This is a genomic window from Desulfocurvus thunnarius, from assembly GCF_055390965.1.
This window is the reverse complement of sequence record NZ_AP042411.1, coordinates 1912331-1932264: the sequence shown is the minus strand read 5'-3', so window position 1 is coordinate 1932264 and position 19934 is coordinate 1912331. Positions and strand designations below refer to the sequence as shown.

The 19934-nt window shown below is 70.1% G+C and carries 18 protein-coding genes; 8 read left to right on the top strand and 10 right to left on the bottom strand.

All coding sequences use genetic code 11. The features are described from left to right. Positions 1-89: 89 nt before the first annotated feature. Both ACZ5KV_RS08375 and ACZ5KV_RS08370 read right to left on the bottom strand, forming a co-directional pair. Positions 90-1436: a glutamine synthetase family protein gene (locus ACZ5KV_RS08375; protein WP_464238848.1), complete on the bottom strand. Its 1347-nt coding sequence runs from the start codon at positions 1434-1436 to the stop codon at positions 90-92. Positions 1437-1747: 311 nt separating this feature from the next. After that, positions 1748-2977, bottom strand: a complete 1230-nt coding sequence (locus tag ACZ5KV_RS08370) for a methyltransferase domain-containing protein (protein ID WP_464238847.1) — start codon at positions 2975-2977, stop codon at positions 1748-1750. Positions 2978-3329: 352 nt separating this feature from the next. Between ACZ5KV_RS08370 and purD the strand changes: the two genes are divergently transcribed. Then, entirely contained in the window at positions 3330-4604 is a 1275-nt protein-coding gene (purD, locus tag ACZ5KV_RS08365; protein WP_464238846.1) for a phosphoribosylamine--glycine ligase, read from the top strand. Between the two features lie 209 nt (positions 4605-4813). Continuing rightward, a complete protein-coding gene (gene purE / locus ACZ5KV_RS08360) occupies positions 4814-5308 on the top strand; it encodes a 5-(carboxyamino)imidazole ribonucleotide mutase (RefSeq protein WP_464238845.1) in 495 nt (164 codons plus the stop codon). Between the two features lie 109 nt (positions 5309-5417). On the opposite strand, the gene ACZ5KV_RS08355 is transcribed toward purE, so the two are convergent. Continuing rightward, complete coding sequence (locus tag ACZ5KV_RS08355) at positions 5418-5759, bottom strand: NifB/NifX family molybdenum-iron cluster-binding protein (RefSeq protein WP_464238844.1); 342 nt, start codon at positions 5757-5759, stop codon at positions 5418-5420. Between the two features lie 157 nt (positions 5760-5916). Further along, a complete protein-coding gene (locus ACZ5KV_RS08350) occupies positions 5917-7212 on the bottom strand; it encodes a phenylacetate--CoA ligase family protein (protein ID WP_464238843.1) in 1296 nt (431 codons plus the stop codon). Between the two features lie 134 nt (positions 7213-7346). On the opposite strand from ACZ5KV_RS08350, the gene ACZ5KV_RS08345 reads away from it, so the two are divergent. Together ACZ5KV_RS08345 and ACZ5KV_RS08340 are read left to right on the top strand one after the other, a co-directional pair. Further along, positions 7347-8141 (top strand): prepilin peptidase, encoded by a 795-nt coding sequence (locus ACZ5KV_RS08345; protein ID WP_464238842.1) that lies wholly within the window; start codon positions 7347-7349, stop codon positions 8139-8141. Positions 8142-8193: 52 nt separating this feature from the next. Beyond that, positions 8194-8970, top strand: a complete 777-nt coding sequence (locus ACZ5KV_RS08340; RefSeq protein WP_464238841.1) for a septal ring lytic transglycosylase RlpA family protein — start codon at positions 8194-8196, stop codon at positions 8968-8970. On the opposite strand, the gene ACZ5KV_RS08335 is transcribed toward ACZ5KV_RS08340, so the two are convergent. Beyond that, positions 8957-9247 carry an integration host factor subunit alpha gene (locus ACZ5KV_RS08335; protein ID WP_156939669.1) on the bottom strand — a complete coding sequence of 97 codons (291 nt, stop codon included), beginning with the start codon at positions 9245-9247 and terminating at the stop codon, positions 8957-8959. The two genes, ACZ5KV_RS08340 and ACZ5KV_RS08335, sit on opposite strands and share 14 nt — an antisense overlap. Positions 9248-9459: 212 nt before the next feature. Between ACZ5KV_RS08335 and ACZ5KV_RS08330 the strand changes: the two genes are divergently transcribed. Then, the gene (locus tag ACZ5KV_RS08330; protein WP_464238840.1) at positions 9460-10536 is read left to right on the top strand and encodes a radical SAM protein; all 1077 of its coding nucleotides are present in this window, start codon (positions 9460-9462) and stop codon (positions 10534-10536) included. Positions 10537-10573: 37 nt separating this feature from the next. Here the strand turns inward: ACZ5KV_RS08330 and rsgA are convergent, their stop codons facing one another. The 3 genes from rsgA to ACZ5KV_RS08315 all read right to left on the bottom strand — a co-directional run bounded on the left by rsgA (position 10574) and on the right by ACZ5KV_RS08315 (position 12879). Next, the gene (gene rsgA / locus ACZ5KV_RS08325) at positions 10574-11647 is read right to left on the bottom strand and encodes a ribosome small subunit-dependent GTPase A (RefSeq protein WP_464238839.1); all 1074 of its coding nucleotides are present in this window, start codon (positions 11645-11647) and stop codon (positions 10574-10576) included. Positions 11648-11705: 58 nt separating this feature from the next. Further along, positions 11706-12458, bottom strand: a complete 753-nt coding sequence (locus ACZ5KV_RS08320; protein ID WP_464238838.1) for an SAM-dependent methyltransferase — start codon at positions 12456-12458, stop codon at positions 11706-11708. A gap of 145 nt (positions 12459-12603) precedes the next feature. Beyond that, complete coding sequence (locus ACZ5KV_RS08315) at positions 12604-12879, bottom strand: CD3324 family protein (RefSeq protein WP_464238837.1); 276 nt, start codon at positions 12877-12879, stop codon at positions 12604-12606. Positions 12880-13148: 269 nt separating this feature from the next. On the opposite strand from ACZ5KV_RS08315, the gene zupT reads away from it, so the two are divergent. Then, on the top strand, positions 13149-13979 hold the full coding sequence (gene zupT / locus ACZ5KV_RS08310) for a zinc transporter ZupT (RefSeq protein WP_464238836.1): 831 nt from the start codon (positions 13149-13151) through the stop codon (positions 13977-13979). A gap of 87 nt (positions 13980-14066) precedes the next feature. On the opposite strand, the gene ACZ5KV_RS08305 is transcribed toward zupT, so the two are convergent. Together ACZ5KV_RS08305 and ACZ5KV_RS08300 are read right to left on the bottom strand one after the other, a co-directional pair. Further along, a complete protein-coding gene (locus tag ACZ5KV_RS08305; protein ID WP_464241825.1) occupies positions 14067-15386 on the bottom strand; it encodes a histone deacetylase family protein in 1320 nt (439 codons plus the stop codon). A 179-nt stretch (positions 15387-15565) separates the two neighbouring features. Further along, positions 15566-16858: an RsmB/NOP family class I SAM-dependent RNA methyltransferase gene (locus ACZ5KV_RS08300; protein ID WP_464238835.1), complete on the bottom strand. Its 1293-nt coding sequence runs from the start codon at positions 16856-16858 to the stop codon at positions 15566-15568. A gap of 261 nt (positions 16859-17119) precedes the next feature. On the opposite strand from ACZ5KV_RS08300, the gene ACZ5KV_RS08295 reads away from it, so the two are divergent. Together ACZ5KV_RS08295 and ACZ5KV_RS08290 are read left to right on the top strand one after the other, a co-directional pair. Further along, positions 17120-18772 carry an FG-GAP-like repeat-containing protein gene (locus ACZ5KV_RS08295; protein ID WP_464238834.1) on the top strand — a complete coding sequence of 551 codons (1653 nt, stop codon included), beginning with the start codon at positions 17120-17122 and terminating at the stop codon, positions 18770-18772. Between the two features lie 89 nt (positions 18773-18861). Continuing rightward, positions 18862-19902, top strand: coding sequence for a TRAP transporter substrate-binding protein (locus ACZ5KV_RS08290; protein ID WP_464238833.1), 1041 nt, complete (start codon positions 18862-18864; stop codon positions 19900-19902). The last annotated feature ends 32 nt before the right edge of the window (positions 19903-19934 follow it).

The following is a 19934-nucleotide window of genomic DNA, read 5'->3' as shown; positions in this document are numbered from 1 at the left end:
TGGGGCGGGGCAAAGGCCCCCGGCGCGGCGCAGTGCCTCGCCGGGGGCCTGGATGAATCCCGCCCGTGCCCGGTTGCGCCGGGCGGCGGTTAAAGGATGGGCAGGTAGCGCTTGATCTCGAACTCGGAGACGTGGGTCCGGTAGGCGTCCCACTCCTTGAGCTTGTTCTCCACGAGGTTGGCGTGGACGTGCTCGCCCAGGCATTCCTTCATCAGCGCCGAGCCCTTGAGGGCCATGGCCGCCTCGTACAGCGACCCGGGCAGGGCCTCGATACCGTGGGTGTCGAAGTCCTTTTCGGTGAAGGCGAAGATGTTCTTCTCCACGGCGGGGGTCAGCTCGTAGCCCTCCTCGATGCCCTTGAGCCCGGCGGCGAGCATCACGGCGAAGCACAGGTACGGGTTGGCCGCCGGGTCGGGGCAGCGCAGTTCGATGCGCGTGGCGGCTTCCTTGCCCGGCTTGTACATGGGCACGCGGATCAGCGCCGAGCGGTTGCGCTGGGCCCAGGCAATGTACACCGGAGCCTCGTAGCCGGGCACGAGGCGCTTGTAGGAGTTGACCCACTGGTTGGTGACGCAGACGAACTCCCGGGCATGGCGCAACAGGCCCGCGATGTACGACTTGCACTCCGCCGAAAGGGTGTGCGGGTCCTTGGGGTCGAAGAAGGCGTTGCGCCCGTTCTTGAACAATGACTGATGCACGTGCATGCCCGAGCCGTTCTGGCCGAAGACGGGCTTGGGCATGAAGGTCGCGTAGGCGCCGTGCTTGCGGGCGATTTCCTTGACCACGACCTTATAGGTGGTCGCCACGTCGGCCATGGCCAGCCCCTCGGCGTAGCGCAGGTCGATCTCGTGCTGCGAGGGGGCGACCTCGTGGTGCGAGTACTCCACCTGGATGCCCATGCGCTCCAGGGCGAAGATGATGTCGCGGCGGATGTCGTTGCCCAGGTCCAGAGGCGGGGCGTCAAAATAGCCGCCCGCGTCCAGGGCCTGGGGGCACTGGGAGTTGGCGAAGACGAAAAACTCCAACTCCGGGCCCACATAGTAGGTGTAGCCCTTCTCGGCGGCCTTGGCGAGCATGCGCTTGAGCACGTAGCGCGAGTCACCCTCATAGGGCGTGAGGTCGGGGTTCTTCACGTCGCAGAACATGCGCGCCACGGGCCGCTCCGAGGGCCGCCACGACACGAGCTGGAAGGTCGTCGGGTCGGGGATGGCCACCATGTCCGACTCCTCAATGCGCGTGAAGCCGAGGATGGAGGAGCCGTCGAAGCCCATGCCCTCCTCGAAGGAGGCCTCAAGCTCGTTGGGCGTGATCTGGAAGGATTTGAGAGTTCCCAGGATGTCGATGAACCAGAACTGGATGAAGCTCACATTGTGGTCGCGGACGGCCTTGAGCACGTCGTCCGCATTCTTGCAATTGAAAACGGGCGATGCTTCCATGATCCTTATTCCTCCGTGCTGATGGTGGACAAAGATGGCATCCGGCGCCGGGGGCGCGGCCAGCACCTTTAAAAGCGGTGCCAGCCGGGCGATACACCGGCGCGGCGGCGAGTTGCCGTGCCCCGGGGCGCGGCCCGGGCCGGGCGGGCTCCACAAAAACGCACACGCGCCCGCCTGGAACGCAGGGGACTTTGCAAAATTGTGAAACAGACTCTGGCAGAGGGTCCGGCCCCCGCATTGCCAACCCTACCCCCCGGGCGCGGCCGCTGTAAAGCGCCCGCGAAGCCGCGCCAGCCGCGCGCCCCCACGCCCTACGGCCGCACCCCGGTGACCACGAACAACGGATCCGATTCCAGCACCTCGGCGATGCGCGGGTCGTCCTGCGGGCGCGGCCAGTTGCGCCAGGACGCCGTGCGGCAGCCTCCGAAGCCCGCCGCCCGCATGCGCTCCAGCACGAGCCCCATGCGCTCGAAGTCGTGCAATTCGGCCCACAGGGCCGTGACCTTCCCGGGCAGGAAATGATTGGAAAACGCCACCGCCAGCGCCCCTCCGGGCCGCAGCACGCGCAGCGCCCCGGCCAGCACGGCTTCCGGAGCCGCCAGAGACTCGAACCCCAGGCGGCACAGCACCAGATCGAAGCTTTCGTCGGGCAGGGGCAGGCGCGGGTCCGCGTTCAGGTCGTGCTCCACGTGCCGGGCCGGACGCGCGCCGACTTCCAGGTCCGCCCGGCCCAGGCCCAGTCTCGTAACATGGACACCCCGGGCGTCCACATCCGGCGGCAGGCAGGCCGTGACGCCCGCCATAATATCCAGCACCCGGCAGCCCGGCGCGGCCAGGGCGGCGTACGCTCCCTCCAGGTGCCCGCGCGCCGTGGCGTCGAGATGCACCTCCGACCGGGGCCCGGCGGAGAACGCCGCGTCGTCCCCCGCGTCCGCGCGCTCCAGCGCATAGGGCGGGTCGAAGGCCGTGGGGCGACCTCCGGCCCGGGCCTGCATCCCCGGCCCGTCCTGGCAAATCTCCTCCACCCAGTCGGGCAGTCGCCCGCGCACGGCCCCCCGGCGCGGATACACGCGCTCCACCCGCGCGGCCACCTCCAGCTCCGCCCCGGCCAGGGGGTGGTTGAAGTCCACCGTCATGGCCGAACCCGCCACCTCCAGCACCCGGAAGGCCGGGCGCGCGTCGGCGCTGCGGATGCCCGGGTGCGCCGAAAGCAGCGAGTAGGGGTAGAACCGCCCCGCCTGCGGCTCCACCAGCCGCCCGCGCAGCCGCAGGCGCTTGAACAGGTCGCGCGGGATGGCCGCCACCTTGCGTGGACGCAGCCCCGGCACCAGCTTGCCCGGAGGAAAGCGCGCGCTCCAGGTGGCCCCGGCCCCGACGCCCGCCAGGGCCTCCGCCAGCCCCGGGGGCAGGATGTCGCGCTGGAGCGCCACCTTGCGCGCCAGGAAATGCTCCTCATGATCGGCCTCGGCGCTCGTCCAGCGCACGGTGAAGCGGACCTCGGCCAGATGGGCCGGGGTCAGCACGGGAGCGGGGTCGGTCATGCGTTCATTCTCCTTATCGTTCGGGTTGCGGCCCGCCCGGGGCGCGTATCGGCTCCGCTGGCAGGCCATGGGCGGCGGACAACCACCCAAAGCGCCGGGGCCGGGCCCACCATAGCCGCTGCCCACCCGGACGCACAAGGCCCGCGCGGCCCGCGGGGTTTGCCAACCGCCCGGCGATGGGCTAGATTGCGCCCCATCGCTCCCCGCGCGGTTCCCCGGCCCCCGGCGCTCTCGGCTTTCCCGGCTCCCCGGGCACCGCGCCTCTTCCGGTCGGCCCCGGCCGCCCCCTGCGGGCTCCGGACCGCGCCACCCGACGCAGCACCCCGGCCCCGGCCGGAACAAGGAGGACGCCTTGAGGATTCTCATCGTTGGTTCCGGCGGCCGCGAGCACGCCCTGGCCTGGAAGCTGGCCCAAAGCCCGCTGGTCACCCGGCTCTTTGTGGCCCCCGGCAACGGCGGCACCGCCCGCGTGGCCGAAAACGTGCCCATCGGCGACGCCGACCTGCCCGCCCTGGTGGCCTTCGCCCGGCACAAGCAGATCGACCTCGTGGTCGCCGGGCCGGAGTTGCCCCTGGTCCTCGGCCTGGCCGACACCCTGGCCCAGGAGGGCATCCCCTGCTTCGGGCCCAACGCCTTCGCCGCCCAGCTCGAAGGCTCCAAGGCCTTCGCCAAAACCGTCATGCGCGCCTCGGGCGTGCCTACCGCCGACTTCATGGTCTTCGACGAGTACGATCAGGCCCGGGCCCATATCCTTGAGCGGCCCATGCCCTGCGTGGTCAAGGCCGACGGGCTGGCTGCGGGCAAGGGCGTCGTGGTCTGCAAAACCCGCGAACAGGCCCTGGAAACCCTCGACGAGATGATGATCCGCGAGGTCTTCGGCGCCGCGGGCGAACGCGTGGTCGTCGAAGACGCCCTCACGGGCGAGGAGGCCTCTTTCCTGGCCTTTTGCGACGGCACCTCCTTCGCCCTCATGCCCTCCTCGCAGGACCACAAGGCCGCCCTCGACGGCGACCAGGGCCCCAACACCGGCGGCATGGGCGCCTACAGCCCCGCCCCCGTGCTGCCCGAAGCCGACTGGGAGCCCATGGCCGAACTGGTCATTCGGCCCATCCTCGACCATCTGGCCGCCTCGGGCCACCCCTTCAAGGGCATCCTCTACGCCGGGCTCATGTTCACCCCCGACGGCCCGCGCGTGCTCGAATACAACGTGCGCTTCGGCGACCCCGAATGCCAGCCGCTGCTCATGCGCCTGGACAGCGACCTGCTGGACATCATGCTCGCCTGCACCCGGGGCACCCTGGCCGAAACCCCCGTGCGCTGGAAGCCGCAAAGCGCCCTGTGCGTGGTCATGGCCGCCGGGGGCTACCCCAAAAGCTACCCCAAGGGCATGGAAATCACCGGCATCGACCGCGCCGAGGCCGAAACGGGCGTCACCGTCTTCCACGCGGGCACCCGCGCCGAAGACGGGCGCACCCTGTGCTCCGGCGGCCGCGTGCTCGGCGTCACCGCCCTGGGCGACACCCTGGCCCAGGCCCGAGACGCGGCCTACCGGGGCGTGGAGCTGATCCACTTCGACCCCTGCCACTACCGCCGCGACATCGGCGACAAGGGGCTGGGGCACAAGTAGGACGGGGGAGGGGAGGAACCCTTTTTCTCCTCAAGAAAAAGGGTTCCTCCCCTCCCCCGGACCCCCTCCCCTCTTCCGAAAAAGACCTTTTTCCTTGGGGCTGGAGGTGTTTTTCCGGGGGGGGCGGAAACTCCTGAGGGCGGGAGAGCCTTGCGCGGGGGCCGCGCAGGCATGGCAGTGGAAAAATTCTGAAGCGTGAGGAGAAGAATATGACCCGTGTCGCCATCTTCATGGGCAGCATTTCCGACGAACCCATGATCCGGCCTTGCGCCGACGTGCTGGACAGCCTGGGCATCGACTACGAATTCACCGTCACCAGCGCGCACCGCACCCCCGAGCGCACCGCCGCCCTGGTTGCCGAGCTGGAAGCCGGGGGCTGCCAGGTCTTCATCTGCGCGGCGGGCATGGCCGCCCACCTGGCCGGGGCCGTGGCCGCCAAAACCGTGCGGCCCGTGCTGGGTATCCCCGTCACCGCCTCGGCCCTGGGCGGCATGGACGCCCTGCTGGCCACCGTCATGATGCCCCCCGGCTTCCCCGTGGGCACCGTGGCCCTGGACAAGGCCGGGGCCCGCAACGCCGCATGGCTCGCCGCCCAGATCCTCGCCCTGGCGGACAAGGACCTGGAAGCCAGGCTGTACGCCGCCCGCGAGGGCTTTAAAGCCTCCGTGGACAAGGCGGCTGCCGAACTGGCGGCCAAAAAGTAAGGGCACAGGGGTCAGCCGACAGGGCGAAAAAACCCGCCCGGGCGCAGGAAAGCTGCGCCCGGGCGGGTTCTTTTGGCATCCATGGATGCCGGACGGGGCCAGAGGCCCCTCAGGCGCCGGGCAACTCGCGCTCCACGGCCAGGAAACGTGCCACGGCCTCGCTGGCCGGACCCTCATGGGGGCAGCTCACGCTGACCCCGGCCCCGCGCAGGGCCAGGGCCGCCTTGGGGCCCACGTTGCCTCCCAGCACCGCCCGCGCCCCGGCCTCGATGAGCATCCGGGCCACAAGCTGGCCGCTGCCCTGGCTCAGATCGCGGTGCGGGTTGGCCTCGGCGCGCACGAACGCGCCGCCCGCGTCGAAGAACAGAAAATAGTCCGCCCGGCCGATAACCGGCTCCACAAGGCTCCCGGGCGCCGCTCCGGCGGCGGCCACGACGATCAGTTCCGCCATGGGTTCCTCCCTGCCGCCCCGGGGCGGCGCTGGCTGTGGCGAACCGTACGCGCCCCGGGCCCCGGTGGCCCGGGCACGCGCGCGGCCACGTGCCGCTCGCCCCGAGCATACCCGAAGCGTGCGGCCAGGGCCAGCCCGCGCCCCGTGTTCCCCTGGGTCAGTCGTCGCTCCGTTCGTCGAGCACGCGCTTGGTCTTGCCGAAGGAGCGCGGCAGGGAGCCGAAATCCACGATCTCCACACTGGCCCGGGCCATGAGCTGGTGGTGCAGGGCCTCGGCCACGGCTTTGGCCAGCCCGGCGTCGTCCCCGCCCTGGGCCCCGCGCCCGCGCTCAATCCTGATGCGCATGGAATCACGCCCGCCTGTGCGCGTCAGCAGAATCTGGTACTCGCTGCCCGCCTCGGGGAACTTTTCCAGCACGGCGGCGATCTGCCCGGGGTAGATGTTCACGCCCCGGAAGATGATCATGTCGTCCGAGCGGCCCAGGATCTTGTCGTGGCGCGGCATGGTCGCCCCACAGGCGCACTGCCCGGGGATGAGCCGCGTCAGGTCGTGGGTCCGGTAGCGGATGAGCGGCGCGCCCTCCTTACACAGGGTGGTCACCACCATCTCCCCGGTCTGCCCCGGGGCCACGGGTTGCAGGGTCGCCGGGTCCAGAATCTCCAGGATGTACAGGTCCGCCCAGTAGTGGATGCCTTCATGGGCCGTGCATTCGAGCCCCGCGCCCGGGCCGTACAGCTCGGTCATGCCCGAAATGTCGAAGCTGTGTTCCAGCCCCAGCAGGGCCTCGAAACGCGCACGCATTTTGGGCGTATGCGCCTCGGAGCCGAAGATGCATTTCCGAAGCCCGAGCTTGTCGCGCAGGCCGTGCTTTTCGACCTCCTCGCCCAGCAGCAGGGCCATGGACGCCGTGGAGCACAGGCAGGTGGCGCCCATGTCCGTCAGCAATTGCATCTGGATTTCCAGGTTGCCCGGGCCCACGGGCAGGGCCGTGGCCCCGAAGTGCTCGCAACCGAGCTGGAAGCCCGCCCCGGCGGTCCACAGCCCGTAGCCCACGGCGATCTGCACCCGGTCCAGCGGGGTCAGTTCGGCCATCTCGAAGCAGCGGGCCATCATGGTTTTCCACGTATCCACATCGTGCTGGGTGTAGACCATGACCTTGCGCTTGCCCGTGGTGCCGCTGGAGGCGTGAATGCGCACCAACTGCTCTTCGGGCACGCAGCGCAGGGGCATGGGGTAGCCCGCGCGCAGGTCGTCCACGTCGGTAAAGGGCAGGCGGGTCAGGTCGTCCAGGGTGCGCACGTCCCCCGGGGCCAGGCCCGCAGCGTCGAACTTGGCGCGGTAGGCCGGGCTGTTGGCGTAGGCATGCTCCACGGTCCACCTCAGGCCTTTGAGCTGGATCTCGCGGAACTCTTCCTCGGACAGGCGGGGGATGAAACGGGGTTCGCGCTGCATGGGGCGTTCTCCTGGGCTGCGGGCCGGGGCGTCCGGCTTGTGGCCGGGCGGGAAATCCAGTACCCACATGGATTGACGAAGCGGGAAAGACCATGCCCGAAAACCCGGGCGCATTCAACAGCAAGGCAGCGCGCATGGATGAGACCCTTGTCTTCCGCATCCTGGCCACGGTGCTCGGCCTGATCCTCGGCAGCTTCTACAATGTCTGCATCCACCGGGGGCTCACAGGCGAGTCCATCGCCAATCCGCCGCGCTCCAAGTGCCCCAAGTGCGGGCATTTCCTGTCCTGGTGGGAGAACATCCCCCTGCTGTCGTGGCTCCTGCTGCGCGGGCGCTGCCGCAGTTGCCGCAAGCCCATTTCCGCGCGCTATCCGCTGGTGGAGGCCCTGTCGGGCGCCCTGGCCCTGGCCCTGGCCGTGAAGTTCGGCCCGGGCATGAAATTCGCCGTGTATCTGGCCTTCTCCGGGCTGCTTACGGTCCTGGCGTTCATCGATCTGGCGAGCTTCATGCTGCCCCTGTGGCCGATGATCATCGGCGCGGTGCTGGCCGTGATCTGCGCGCCGCTGTTCCTGGACATTCCGCTCATGGACGCCCTGCTGGCGGCGGGCCTGGGCGCGGGCACGTTCTGGCTGGTGCGCTGGGGCTACCGCAGGCTGCGCGGCATCGAAGGCCTGGGCGAGGGCGACATCTGGCTCATGCTGCTGCTCGGCCCGCTCACGGGCGTGCGCCACCTGCCCTTCGTGATCCTGGCCAGCGGCATTTCGCTCATCGCCTTCAACCTGCCCATGCTCCTTGGCGGCGACAAGGGCGGCGAGGGCCACCCCATGCGCACGCCCATTCCCTACGGACCCTTCCTGTGCCTGGGGGCCATGCTGGCCATTCTCGTTGGCGACGAGGTGCTGGGCTGGTACCTGGGCGTGCTGCGCTGAGCCGACCGGCACAGCGATTCCATTCGTGCCGCAACATTCCTGGAGGACGACGATGAGGCATCCGGCCCTGCTGGCCTGCGCAATGATCGCCACCCTGCTGCTCGCCGCCTGCGGCAAGCAGCACGTCGACACCGGCCCCGACCTGGGCTCCCGTCCCGGGCCCTCGGGCGCGCCGTCCGGCGCGCCGGGCCCGGCGCCCAAGGGCACCTTCAAGCCCTACACCATCGCCGGGCGGACCTACTATCCCCTGTCCACGGCCGACGGCTACCGCGAAACGGGCCTGGCCTCATGGTACGGCCCGACCTTCCACGGCAAGAAGACCGCCAACGGAGAGGTTTACGACATGCACGCCATGACGGCGGCGCACAAGATTTTGCCCATGAACACCTACGTGCGCATCACCCGGCAGGACAACGGCCGCCAGGTGACGCTGCGCGTCAACGACCGCGGGCCCTTCGTGGGCGACCGCATCGTGGACCTCTCGCGCGCCGGGGCCGAGCAGCTCGACATGCTCGGCCCCGGAACGGCGCGGGTGACGCTGGAGGTGGTGGGCGTGGCAGGGCAGACGGGCCCGAGTCTGGCCCAGGCCCTGGAGGCCGAGGTCTTCTACGTGCAGGTGGGCTCGTTTCGCGTGCGCGAAAACGCCGACCGGCTGCTCAGGCAGTTGCGGGCGGGCGGCTACCCCAAGAGCAGGGTGCAGCAGGCCGAAATTGCCGGGGCCACGTACTGGCGGGTGCAGGCGGGCGCGTTCCAGGGCATGGCCCGCGCCACGCGGGCCCATGCCGAGTTGACCCCGCGCTTCCCGTCGAGCTTCCTTATTGCGGATTGAGCTCGGCGCGGAACTTGCGCGACAGCCGGAAGACCACGACCTTGCGCGGCGGCAGGGTGATGGACTGGTTGGTCTGCGGGTTGCGGCCCTTGCGGGCGCGCTTGTCGTAGGCCTCGAACTTGCCGAACCCGCTGACGAGCAGCGCATGGTCCTTTTTCACGGACTGCTTCATGATCTCCAGCAGGGATTCGACCTGGGCCTTGACCTCGGCCCGGTTGCGGTCGGACTTTTCGTAGATGCTGTCGACAATGTCGGCCTTGGTGAGCGTCTTGCCCATGGGGGACCTCCTGATGCGTTGCCCGGTTGCGGTGGGCCACGTGCCCGGCGGGCGACGCCAATCCTCTTGGCGCCGTCGGGGCTCCGTCAAAAAGCCCGCCGCCAGCCCCCTTCCGGGCGGCACCTCCGCCCCGCGCACCTCGCGCGGGCCGGATGGCGGGCCGTGTCCATGAATTATTATCTAAGCTTTCTTTTTTTATCAAGGAATTAAAAATGGACGTGCCTTTTCGCGCAAGCCGCCCCCCCGAGGGCGCCGCAAGGCCCGCCACGCCTGGAATCAGGGCCTTCGCGCACCCCGAGCCGCCCCGGCAGCGCGCGCGTATCCATCCGGTGTTCCTGCCCTTCCTCGGATGCCCGGGCCGCTGCGTCTACTGCGCCCAGCCCGCCGCCACGGGCACGGCCCCGGCCACCCTGGCCGAGCACCTGCACGCCCTGGAAGCGGCCCTGGAAGCCGCCGAGCGCTCCGGCGCGGCGCCCATGGAACTGGGCTTCTACGGCGGCACGTTCACGGCCCTGCCCGAACCCTGGCCCCGGCGCTTCCTGGCCGTGGCCGCGCGCCACCGCGCCTCGGGCCTCGTGACCCGCGTGCGCTGCTCCACCCGGCCCGACGCCGTGAGCCCCGCGCTGCTGGCCCGCCTGGGAGGGCCGGAAGGGCTCGACATGGTCGAACTGGGCGTGCAGACCTTCCACGGCCCGGCCCTGGCGGCCTCGGGCCGGGGCTACGGCCCCGAGGCCGCCCACGCCGCCTGCCGCGCCGTGGCCGACGCCGGGCTGGCCCTGGGCGTGCAACTGCTGCCCGGGCTGCCCGGCCACGACCCCGCGCACCTGGTCCCCGACGTGCGCGCGGCGCTGGAGCATCGCCCCGAGGCCGTGCGCCTGTATCCCTGCGTGGTGTTGCGCGGCACGGCCCTGGCCGGGGCCCTGGCCCGGGGCGAGTATGCCCCCTGGCCCCTGGAGGCCACGGTCGGCGCCCTGGCCGACGCCCTGCTGGCCCTGTGGGCCCGGGGCGTTCCGGCCATCCGCACCGGCCTGGCCCCGGAGGCGGGCCTGGGCGAGCATATCCTGGCCGGGCCCTGGCACCCGGCCCTGGGCCAGCTCGCGCGCTCCCTGGCCCTGTTCCGCTTCGTCCGGAGCCAGGTGCGGGCCATGGCCGCGCCGCCCGCGGCCCTTGTGGCGCCCCGGCGCTGGCGCAGCGACGTGACCGGCCACCGGGGCGCCCTGCGCCCGCGCTACGCCGCCCTGGGCCTGACCCTGGCCTTCGAGGACCGGGCCGACTTCCTGCTGGCCTGACCCCCGCCGCACACCGGCCCGGGGCCCGGGACGGGCCTCAGCCGCGCCGCCTCGGCCCGCGCTGCTGCACCTCCTTGACGAGCCGCCCGAAGGCCTTGTCCCTCCTGCGCTTGTCCAGGGCGCTCAGTTCCTGGAACTCCGCCTCCTTCCTGAGCTTCAGGTAGCTCGCGTAGCGCTCCCCGCACAGTGCGCCGCTTTCCAGGGCGGCCCGGACGGCACAGCCCGGCTCGTGTTCGTGGCGGCAGTCCGCATAACGGCAGCGCTCCGCAAGGGCGGCGATCTCGTCGAAGCCCGTGGCGACCTCTTCACCGGCGCCCGCCATGCCCAGTTCGCGCATTCCGGGCGTGTCCACGAGCATGGCGCCCTGGGCGAGCACGACGAGCTGGCGGCGGGTGGTGGTGTGCGTGCCTTCCCCCGTGGCGCTGACGGCTCCGGTCCCGAAGGTTTCCCGGCCCAGGAGGCGGTTGACGAGGGTCGTTTTGCCCACGCCCGAGGAGCCGAGCAGGCAGTAGGTCCCGCTCGGGGCCAGGGCCCGCCGGAAGTCGTCGAACCCGGCCCCGGTCAGCGCGCTGAGGGCGATGACCCGGGCCCGGGTGGCGGCCTCCACGAGCGCGCGCTTGCGCGCAAGCTCCCGCGGGCCGGTCAGGTCGGTCTTGGCGAGCACGACCACCGGCTCCACCCCTCCCTGCACCGCCATGACCAGATAGCGGTCCAGCCGCGCCGGGTTGAAGTCGACGTGGCAGGACTGGACGATGAAGGCCGCATCGATGTTGGCGGCGATCATCTGCACCTGCGTGCCTCCGCCGGGGGCCTTGCGCCGCAGAAGCGTCCTGCGCGGAAAGACCCGGTGGACCAGGGCCGCCTCGCCGCCGTTGTGGAAACTGGCCGTAACCCAGTCCCCGACGCAGGGCAGGTCGGCGGGGCCCTCGGCCAGGAAGGCCAGCCGCCCCGAAAGCTCCGCGGGGATTTCCCCCGACCCGTTCCGGATCAGGCAGGCGCCGCGGTCGACCGCCACCACGCGCGCGAAGCCGCAGCCATCCAGGCCCGATTCGTCCGCGCGGGCCTGGAACCAGTCGTCGAAGCCGAGGGCCCGCAGCGGGCTGAAGTCCATGTCCGTTCTCCTTCGATGCAGGCGGCGACAACGGCGGCGGTGCGGCCGGAGCCGCGCGCTACATCCGCTGCCCGCACAGTTGCACCAACGAGAAATGCTTCCCTCCCTCGGCCTGCATCATGGACACGTCGCGCCGGGCGTAGGGGTGGGGGCTTTCCAGCCAGTCGGCCCAGGCCCGGCGCAGGCAGTCCATCTCGCGACAGGGGCCCAGGCGCAGGCCCGGGGCCTGCTCCCACAGCGCCCGCCACCAGGGCAGGGAGTGGAACTGCCCGTCCATCTCCTGCACCCAGTAAGGCTGCAACTCCGGGGGCACCTCAAGCCCGGACACCCCGACCCAGGGCTTACGGGCCGGGGGCAGTTCGCGCAGCAGCCCGGGCACGGCCACGGCAACCTCACCGCCCGGGCGCACCAGGGGCAGAAGCTTCGGCAGCATGGTCTCGTCGGCGCCGAAGTACTGGTAGGAATCCACCGAGAAAAGCACGTCGAAATAGCCCTCGGCAAAGGGCAGCGTCCCGGTGGCGTCCACATGCAGGGGGATGATCCGCGCCTCCAGGCCCAGGGCCGCGAAGCGCCGGAAGTTGTCCGTGGGGGGAATCCACAGATCGGCGGCGAACACCGTGACGCCGAACTTCTCGGCCAGCAGGATGGAGGAGATGCCCATGCCGCAGCCCAGGTCGAGCACGCGCATGCCCGGGCGCAGGGTCAGGAAGGAGGCCATCTCCTCGGCAACGCGCATGGCGTTGGGCCCCATCATGTTCTCCAGCAGAAAAGCCTTGTCGTAGCCGTCGGTGAACGGGGTGGGAATGGTCACGGTCGTCGTGTCCTCTTGTGTCGTGTTCCGGTCGTGTCCCGGTGGGGTTCGTTTGCCCCCTCATACCCCAGGCCCCGGCCGCGGGCACTCCACTTCTCGTTTGGCAAAGGAAAAGGCGCCCCGAAGAGTTCGGGGCGCCTTGGCGTCAACGGCCTTTCATGCCGGAGAGGATCTTGTAGACGGCCTTGGCGGACAGGCAGTAGTCCCGGGCCAGGTCGGCGACGGAACACCCCGCGCGGCGTCGCGCGGCGATCTCGTCGTTCCTGGCGCGGGTGCGCTGCCTGCTCTGGGTCGCCTCGCCCCACCGCTTCCTGTTTTCCTGCCTGCGGGGGATGTACAGCGCCTCGCCGTCGATATACTCCTGTATCGCCCGCAGCAGATGCCGGGGCAACACGTCGCTTGCCTTTCTGTAGCCCATCATGCTCCCTCCTAATGGTATTTTAGGATCGAGCAAGGGCTCTTGCCGCAAAACCTAGCGTGTCGTGCAACAGCCCTTGCTATGCATGACGCACGGAATCCAATGAAGAAAACATCCACTATCCTCTGTTGAATGTGCCTGTCTGCCTCGCGTGTATCCGCCCCGGGGGGCGCTGTCAATCGCCCGGGCCGTGCTTCGGGCTTGCGCGCGCCCGGAGGCGGCGCTAGAAGAAACCGTCGCCCCCCGCGCAACCAGCCGCAAGGAGCCCGCCCGTGGAAACCGGAACCGTCCTCTACGCCTTCGCCCTGACCCTCTTCGCCGGGCTGGCCACCGGCATCGGCGCCGCCGTGGCCTTCTTCGCCCGCCAGACGAACACCAAGGTCCTGTCCGTGGCCCTGGGCTTCTCCGCCGGGGTCATGCTCTACGTGTCCTTCGTGGAAATCTTCGCCAAGGCCAGGGACGCCCTGACCGCCGCCCTGGGCGACGCCACCGGCACCTGGGCCACCGTGGGCGCATTCTTCGGCGGCATGGCCCTCATCGCCCTCATCGACCGCCTCGTGCCCGACTACGAAAACCCCCACGAGCTGCACTCCATCGAGGAAATGGACGCCGGGCTGCGCAACCTGCCGCGCAACGAGGCCCACGATTTCGGCAAGCTCAAACGCACGGGCACGCTGGCCGCCGTGGCCATCGCCATCCACAACTTCCCCGAGGGCCTGGCCACCTTCACGGCCGCCCTGTCCGACCCGGCCCTGGGCCTGGCCATCGGCGTGGCCATCGCCATCCACAACATTCCCGAGGGCATCGCCGTGTCCGTGCCGCTGTTCTACGCCACGGGCGACCGCAAGAAGTCCTTCCTGCTGGCCTTCCTTTCGGGCGTGTCCGAGCCCGTGGGCGCCGCCGTGGGCTTTTTGCTGCTCATGCCCTTCTTCACGCCGACCCTCTTCGGCTGCCTCTTCGCCGCCGTGGGCGGGATCATGGTCTTCATCTCCCTGGACCAGCTCCTGCCCGCCGCCGAGGAATACGGCGAGCACCACCACTGCATCCTGGGCGCCGTGCTGGGCATGGGCGTCATGGCCCTGTCCCTGCTGCTGTTCCTGTAGCAGGCCGCACCGCGGCGCAAAAGAGCCGGGCCGTGCGGAATGCTCCGCGCGGCCCGGCCCTTTTGCGGCCCAGAAGGCGCCCGCCTCCTAGAACCCCGACTGGCGGTAGACCTTGCCCCGACGGTCGATGAGCTGCACGTAGCGGTAGCCGCCCTTGAGCTGGGCCTCCTCGAAAAGCTGGATTCCCCGGGCGTGGCAGCGGTCGCACGCGCGCTGGGGTATCTCCACGCCCACGGACAGCGGATGCGCCGTGGACCACGACTCGATGCGCACCACCCCCGGGCAGTCGCAGCAGAGCAGCACCGACTCCACCTGCGACTCGCTGATGCCGTCGGTGTCATAATAAATGTCCTTGTGGCGCACGCGGAAGCCGTCGCACTCCTCGCCCTGCATGCGCTCGCGCGGCGGGTTGAAATACAGCCCGCGCACGTCGTCGCACAGCCGCTTGATGTAGTCCGTGACCTTTTGCGGCTGGCGCAGGCGCTCGGGGTCGAAGCCCGGCTCCACCACGCCCCGGTAGTCCAGCCCGGCCATGGCCAGACACAACCCCAGGTTCACGTACGGCAGCGCGCCCTGGATGGCGTAGCCGCCTTCCAGCACGGCGATGTCCGGGTTCAGCCGCTCGCTGAGCATGGCGTAGCCCCGGGCCGAGAAGTTCATGTTCGTGATGGGGTCCGAGAAATGGTTGTCCTGCCCGGCTGAGTTGATGACCAGATCGGGCTTGAAGTCCTCCAGCAGCGGCAGCACCACGTGGTCGATGACGTGCAGGAAGCCCTCGTCGGAGGTCAGGGGCGGCAGGGGCACGTTGATGGTCTTGCCGTAGGCCCCGGGTCCGCCCAGTTCCAGCGGGAAGCCCGTGCCCGGATACAGGGTCCGCCCGTCCTGGTGCAGCGAGATGAACAGCGTGTCCGGGTCGTGCCAGTAGATGTCCTGAGTGCCGTCGCCGTGGTGGCAGTCCGTGTCCACGATGGCCACCCGCCGGGGGCCGTAGGTCTCGCGGATCCACTCGAGCATCACGGCCTCGATGTTCATGTTGCAGAAGCCCCGGCTGCCGTGGACGAACTTCATGGCGTGGTGCCCCGGGGGCCGCACCAGGGCGAAGGCCTTCTCCTCCTCGCGCTCCATGACCAGCCGCGCCGCCTTGATGGCCCCGCCCGCCGAGATCAGGTGCGACTGCGTGGCCACGCCGGCCACGTCCGGCAGGCAGAAATGGACCCGCTCCACGTCCTCCAGCGTGGCCACCTCCGGGCGGTGCTCCGTCACGCCGTCGATGTCGAACAGGCCCTCCTCCAGCAACTGGTCCCGCGTGTAGAGCAACCGCTCCTCCCGCTCGGGATGCGTGGGGCTGATGGACCAGTCGAAAGCCGGAAAAAAGACGATCCCCAGACGGTTCTTGGCCTCAAGCATAACCATGTCCCTCCCGCGCCGCGTGTCGGGCCAACCCCACGCCAATCCCCGCCCGATGTCAACCGCCCCGGCGGTGGATGGCGGCCAGCGGGTGGTGAACGGCCGGGGATGGACGCCTTCAGGGCCGCCTCCGCCCGAAAACGACGGGCCGACACGCCCGTGCGCCGGGTACGGCGCCGTCAGCGTTCGGCCCACAGGGCGCGGGAGCCCTTGACGGCCAGGCGGCACAGGGGGCGGCCCTGAAAATACAGCACGGCAAAGGGCGCGCGCGGCGCGGGCAGGGCCTGCCCGGCCAGCAGGCGGGCGACGGCGTCCACGGAATCGGCGTGAACGGCGCAGCCGGGATCGGCGGGCAGCAGGGCGCGCAGGCGCGGGTTGGGCCGGAACCGGTCGCCCCGGTCGCCCCGGTCGCCGTGGAAACGGCCCAGGGGCAGCCCCTGCCAGGGCAGGCCGGGCGGCAGCAAGGCCGAAGCCCGGCGATGGACGAGGAACAGCGCGTCGCCGAAGCGGCGGAGTTCGCCGGGAGGCAGCCCGGAGAAGTCGGCCCCGGCTTCGGCGCAGGCGGCGGCTTCGGCGGCGCCCAGGAGTGTTCCCCTGGCCGCCGGGGTTCCGGAAACGGACGCCGGGGCTCCGGGCGACGGCCCGGGGCGGCGCAGGCGGGCGAGGTAAAAGCCCTGGGCGCCCGAGGCGTCGCCATCCACGGGCAGCACACCGTCCAGCCCGGGCAGGGCGGGCGGACGGACGACGAAGCCCGGCGGCGGAGCCAGGGGGTCGAGTTCCAGGCCCAGGCGGTCCATGGCCCAGGCGGTCTGGGCCTCGTTCTCGGCGGGGCTTGTGGTGCAGGTGGAATACAGCAGCGCGCCGCCGGGAGCCAGCAGGGCCGCCGCGCGGGCCAGCAGTTCGCGTTGCAGGCGCTCCAGGGGCTCGGCGCGCGCGCCCTGCCAGCGCCGGGCCTCGGGATGCTTGTCCAGTGTGCCCAGGCCGGAGCAGGGCGGGTCGAGCAGGATAAACGGCCAGGAACCGTCCTCCAGGGGGATGGCCTGCCCGGGGAAGGAGCAGGTGCCGCAGGCCAGGGCGTTGGTGCGCTCCAGCGTCCGGCGCAGGGTTTCCAGGCGCGCGCCGTTCGGCTCGTTGCCCAGGACGAAGCCCCCCGGGCCCACAAGCCGGGCCAGCAGCCCGGTCTTGCTGCCGGGGCTGGCGCACAGATCGAGGACGGCGGCGCCGGGTGGCGGCGCCAGCAGCAGGGGCGGCAGCATGGACGACTTGTCCTGCACATGGATGAGCCCGAAGAAGTTGGCCACGCTGGAACCCAGGGGCCGGGGCTCGGCGGTCAGCCGGGCGGCCAGGGGCCAGAAGGGCTCGGGCTCGAAGGCGTAGCCCTGGCCGGCGAGCAGGGCCCGGGCCAGGGGCAGGTCGGCCCCGGGGCAGGCGAAACGGAAGGTGCGCCCCGCGGGCGGGCTGGGTGCGGTCATGTGTCCTCACTGGCGGGCGCCGGGGTGGCGGCGCGGGTGGCTCGGGGCCGCGAAGGCGGCGCCGGGGCAGGATAGCCCGGCGCGGCGCGCGGCACAATGCCCGGGGCGGCCCATGAACCTTTTGCGTCCGGGAAAAGAAGGTGCTACAGGGAGGTTTCCCAAGCGCCCGCCGCGGCGCCTCCCCCGCCTTTCGGGGCGGGCCGGAACAGCAACCTCACCCGGGCCCCGGCCCGGACAAGACCTTTCCCAAGGAGCGCACAGATGGGTTCTCTCCGCATGCTGGCGACCTGCGTCCTGGCCCTGACCCTCCTGCTGCCCGGCCTGGCCGGGGCCCAGGAGCCCGCCAAGACCTTCGCCGTTCTGCCGTTCACCATCAACGGCCCCGACAAGTACCAGTATCTCGCCCGGGGCATTCAGGACATGCTCGTCTCGCGCCTGAGCTGGCCGAACAAGCTCGTGGCCCTGGACAAGGACAAGCTCGCGGGCGCCGCCGCCCCCACCAGCGAGGCCGAGGCCTCGGCCCTGCTGCCCTCCCTGGGCGCGGACTACGTGGTCTGGGGCAGCGTGACCATGCTCGGCGAGCAGTGCAGCATCGACGTGCGCACCACCAGCGCCGAGGGCACCAGCCCCGAAAGCGCCCAGGCCGAGTTGAGCGGCCTGATCCCCGCCCTGGAAGGCATCGCCAAGGGCATCAACGCCGGCGTGTTCCAGCGCGAGGAGCCCCAGGCCGCCCAGGCCGCGGCCAAGAAGCGCCCGCAGGTCCTGAACCCCGACCTCGTGGTCAACGAACGCGACGCCGCCGTTCAGGACTACTACATCAACCCCGAGTTCCGGTATCAGGGCTCCGAGGACACCCCGGGCCGCTGGCGCAGCCCCTCGCTGCCGTTCATCTCCGTGGGCATGGTCTGCGGCGACGCCGACGGCGACGGCAAGGTCGAGATGTTCTTCCTGAGCGAGACCAAGATTTACGTCTACCGCCTGGAAGGCGACTCGTTCACGCCCGTGGGCGAAATCGCCCCCGGCGGACGGACCGACATGCTCAACATCAACCTCATCGACCTGAACAACGACGGGCTCATGGAGATCGTCGTCTCCGGCTTCTTCCGCGAGGAGCCCAACTCCTTTATTTACAACTTCAAGGACGGCCACTTCGTGCCCGTGGCCGAGCGCGTCAAGCTGTTCTTCAACGTCGTCAGGATGCCGCCGACCTACCAGCCGATTCTGGTGGGCCAGCGCCCGGGCCGCAACAACGTGCTCAACGAGACCCCCGTGCACGAAGTGGTCAAGATGGACGGCGAGTACACCCTGGGCAAGCGCGTCTCCCTGCCGCCGTCGGCCAACGTCTTCAACTTCACCTACCTGCCCCAGGAAGGGAACGACTACAAACTGCTCATCATCGACGGCTCGGACCATATCAACGTCTACACGCCCCGCTTCGACCTGCTGGCCACCACCATGGAGCAGTACGGCGGCTCGGCCCTGGGCTTCGAAGTGCCCGACACCATGCCCGGCTTCGGCACCTACCGCGACCAGTTCGTGAACATCTACTACCTGCCGTTGCGCATGCTCGTGACCGACCTGAACCGCGACGGCCAGTTCGAGGTCCTGGTCAACAAGGACATCTCGGTGGCCGCCCAGTTCTTCCAGCGCTACCGCTTCTTCCCCAACGGCGAGATCCACTCCATGTTCTGGGACGGCGTGGGCCTCTCCCTGGCCTGGAAGACCCGGCGCATCAAGGGCACCGTCACCGACTACGGCCTGGCCGACATCAACAACGACGGAACCACCGACCTCTACGTGTGCCTGAACACCTACCCCGGCGCCTCGGGCATCGCCCAGCGCAAGACCGTGGTCTTCTCCTACTCCCTGGACCTGGACAGCACCGACGGCCCCGTGGACAGACAGGGCGAATAGACAGGATACCCCCCGCGGCGAGCCGCCGCGGCCACGAACCCGGCCCCGGCACCCCGGGGCCGCAACGCAGCCCAAAGGGAGATGCGCAGATGAAGGCTCACACCCGACAGGCCACGCCCGCCCGCAAGGCCGCCCGCTTCCTGGCCGCGGCGCTGCTGGCCGCCGCCTGCCTACTGCCCGGCGTGGCCCGGGCCCAGGCCCTTACGCTGTCCTACGCCAACTTCCCGCCCGCACCCACCTTTCCCTGCGTCCAGATGGAACGCTGGGCCGAGGAAGTGCGCGCCCGGACCCAGGGCAAGGTCGAAATCCAGACCTACCCCGGCTCCACCCTGCTCGGCGCCAAAAACATGTGGAGCGGCGTCATCCAGGGCCAGGCCGACATCGGCTGCATCTCCATGGCCTACCAGCCCGGCGTGTTCCCGATGATGAACGTCTTCGAGCAGCCCCTGGGCTTCTCCAGCGCCACCGCCGCCAGCCAGGCCCTGTGGGCGCTCTACGCCGCCCACAAGCCCGAGGAGTTCAGCCGAGTCAAGGTGCTGACCCTGTTCGCCAGCGCGCCGTCCAACATCATGTGCAAGGAGCCCGTCACCAGCCTCGACCAGTTGAAGGGCATGGAACTGCGCGGCTCGGGCGGCGCCTCCCAGGTGCTGGAGCTTTTGGGCGCCACCCCGGTGTCCATGCCCGCTTCCGACACCCCCGAGGCCCTGCAAAAGGGGCTCATCAAGGGCGTGCTCTCCTCCTTCGACTGGCTGAAGGATTTCAATTTCGCCGAGTACCTCAAGTACCAGACCGTGACCAACTTCGTGGTCTATCCCTTTGCCGTCATCATGAACCTGGACAAGTGGAACGCCCTGCCCGACGACGTGAAGGCCGTGTTCGACGGCCTGTCCGCCGAGCAGGCCGAGTGGACCGGCCGCTACCTCGACGCCCACGTTCAGGAGTCCCTCGACTGGTCGCGTGAAAAGTACGGCATCGAGGTCATCGAGCTGCCCCAGGCCGAACTGGACAAGGCCGAGGCCGCCCTGGCCGTGATGATCGACGCCTGGAAGAAATCCGCCGAGGCCAAGGGCGTCCCCGCCGACCAGATCCTGGCCGAAGTCAAGGCCCTGCGCCAGAAGTACGACAAGTAACCGCGCCCGCGCGGTCCCGGACGCCGGGGAGC

What these genes read in the sequence shown, in the direction of transcription:
- ACZ5KV_RS08315 (WP_464238837.1), bottom strand. Translation starts at nt 12,879, where the DNA reads ATGATGGGCTACAGAAAGGCAAGCGACGTGTTGCCCCGGCATCTGCTG.
- ACZ5KV_RS08345 (WP_464238842.1), top strand. Translation starts at nt 7,347, where the DNA reads ATGGATGAGACCCTTGTCTTCCGCATCCTGGCCACGGTGCTCGGCCTG.
- ACZ5KV_RS08290 (WP_464238833.1), top strand. Translation starts at nt 18,862, where the DNA reads ATGAAGGCTCACACCCGACAGGCCACGCCCGCCCGCAAGGCCGCCCGC.
- ACZ5KV_RS08340 (WP_464238841.1), top strand. Translation starts at nt 8,194, where the DNA reads ATGAGGCATCCGGCCCTGCTGGCCTGCGCAATGATCGCCACCCTGCTG.
- ACZ5KV_RS08355 (WP_464238844.1), bottom strand. Translation starts at nt 5,759, where the DNA reads ATGGCGGAACTGATCGTCGTGGCCGCCGCCGGAGCGGCGCCCGGGAGC.
- ACZ5KV_RS08335 (WP_156939669.1), bottom strand. Translation starts at nt 9,247, where the DNA reads ATGGGCAAGACGCTCACCAAGGCCGACATTGTCGACAGCATCTACGAA.
- ACZ5KV_RS08295 (WP_464238834.1), top strand. Translation starts at nt 17,120, where the DNA reads ATGGGTTCTCTCCGCATGCTGGCGACCTGCGTCCTGGCCCTGACCCTC.
- ACZ5KV_RS08305 (WP_464241825.1), bottom strand. Translation starts at nt 15,386, where the DNA reads ATGCTTGAGGCCAAGAACCGTCTGGGGATCGTCTTTTTTCCGGCTTTC.
- ACZ5KV_RS08350 (WP_464238843.1), bottom strand. Translation starts at nt 7,212, where the DNA reads ATGCAGCGCGAACCCCGTTTCATCCCCCGCCTGTCCGAGGAAGAGTTC.
- purE (WP_464238845.1), top strand. Translation starts at nt 4,814, where the DNA reads ATGACCCGTGTCGCCATCTTCATGGGCAGCATTTCCGACGAACCCATG.
- ACZ5KV_RS08375 (WP_464238848.1), bottom strand. Translation starts at nt 1,436, where the DNA reads ATGGAAGCATCGCCCGTTTTCAATTGCAAGAATGCGGACGACGTGCTC.
- ACZ5KV_RS08330 (WP_464238840.1), top strand. Translation starts at nt 9,460, where the DNA reads ATGGACGTGCCTTTTCGCGCAAGCCGCCCCCCCGAGGGCGCCGCAAGG.
- ACZ5KV_RS08370 (WP_464238847.1), bottom strand. Translation starts at nt 2,977, where the DNA reads ATGACCGACCCCGCTCCCGTGCTGACCCCGGCCCATCTGGCCGAGGTC.
- rsgA (WP_464238839.1), bottom strand. Translation starts at nt 11,647, where the DNA reads ATGGACTTCAGCCCGCTGCGGGCCCTCGGCTTCGACGACTGGTTCCAG.
- ACZ5KV_RS08300 (WP_464238835.1), bottom strand. Translation starts at nt 16,858, where the DNA reads ATGACCGCACCCAGCCCGCCCGCGGGGCGCACCTTCCGTTTCGCCTGC.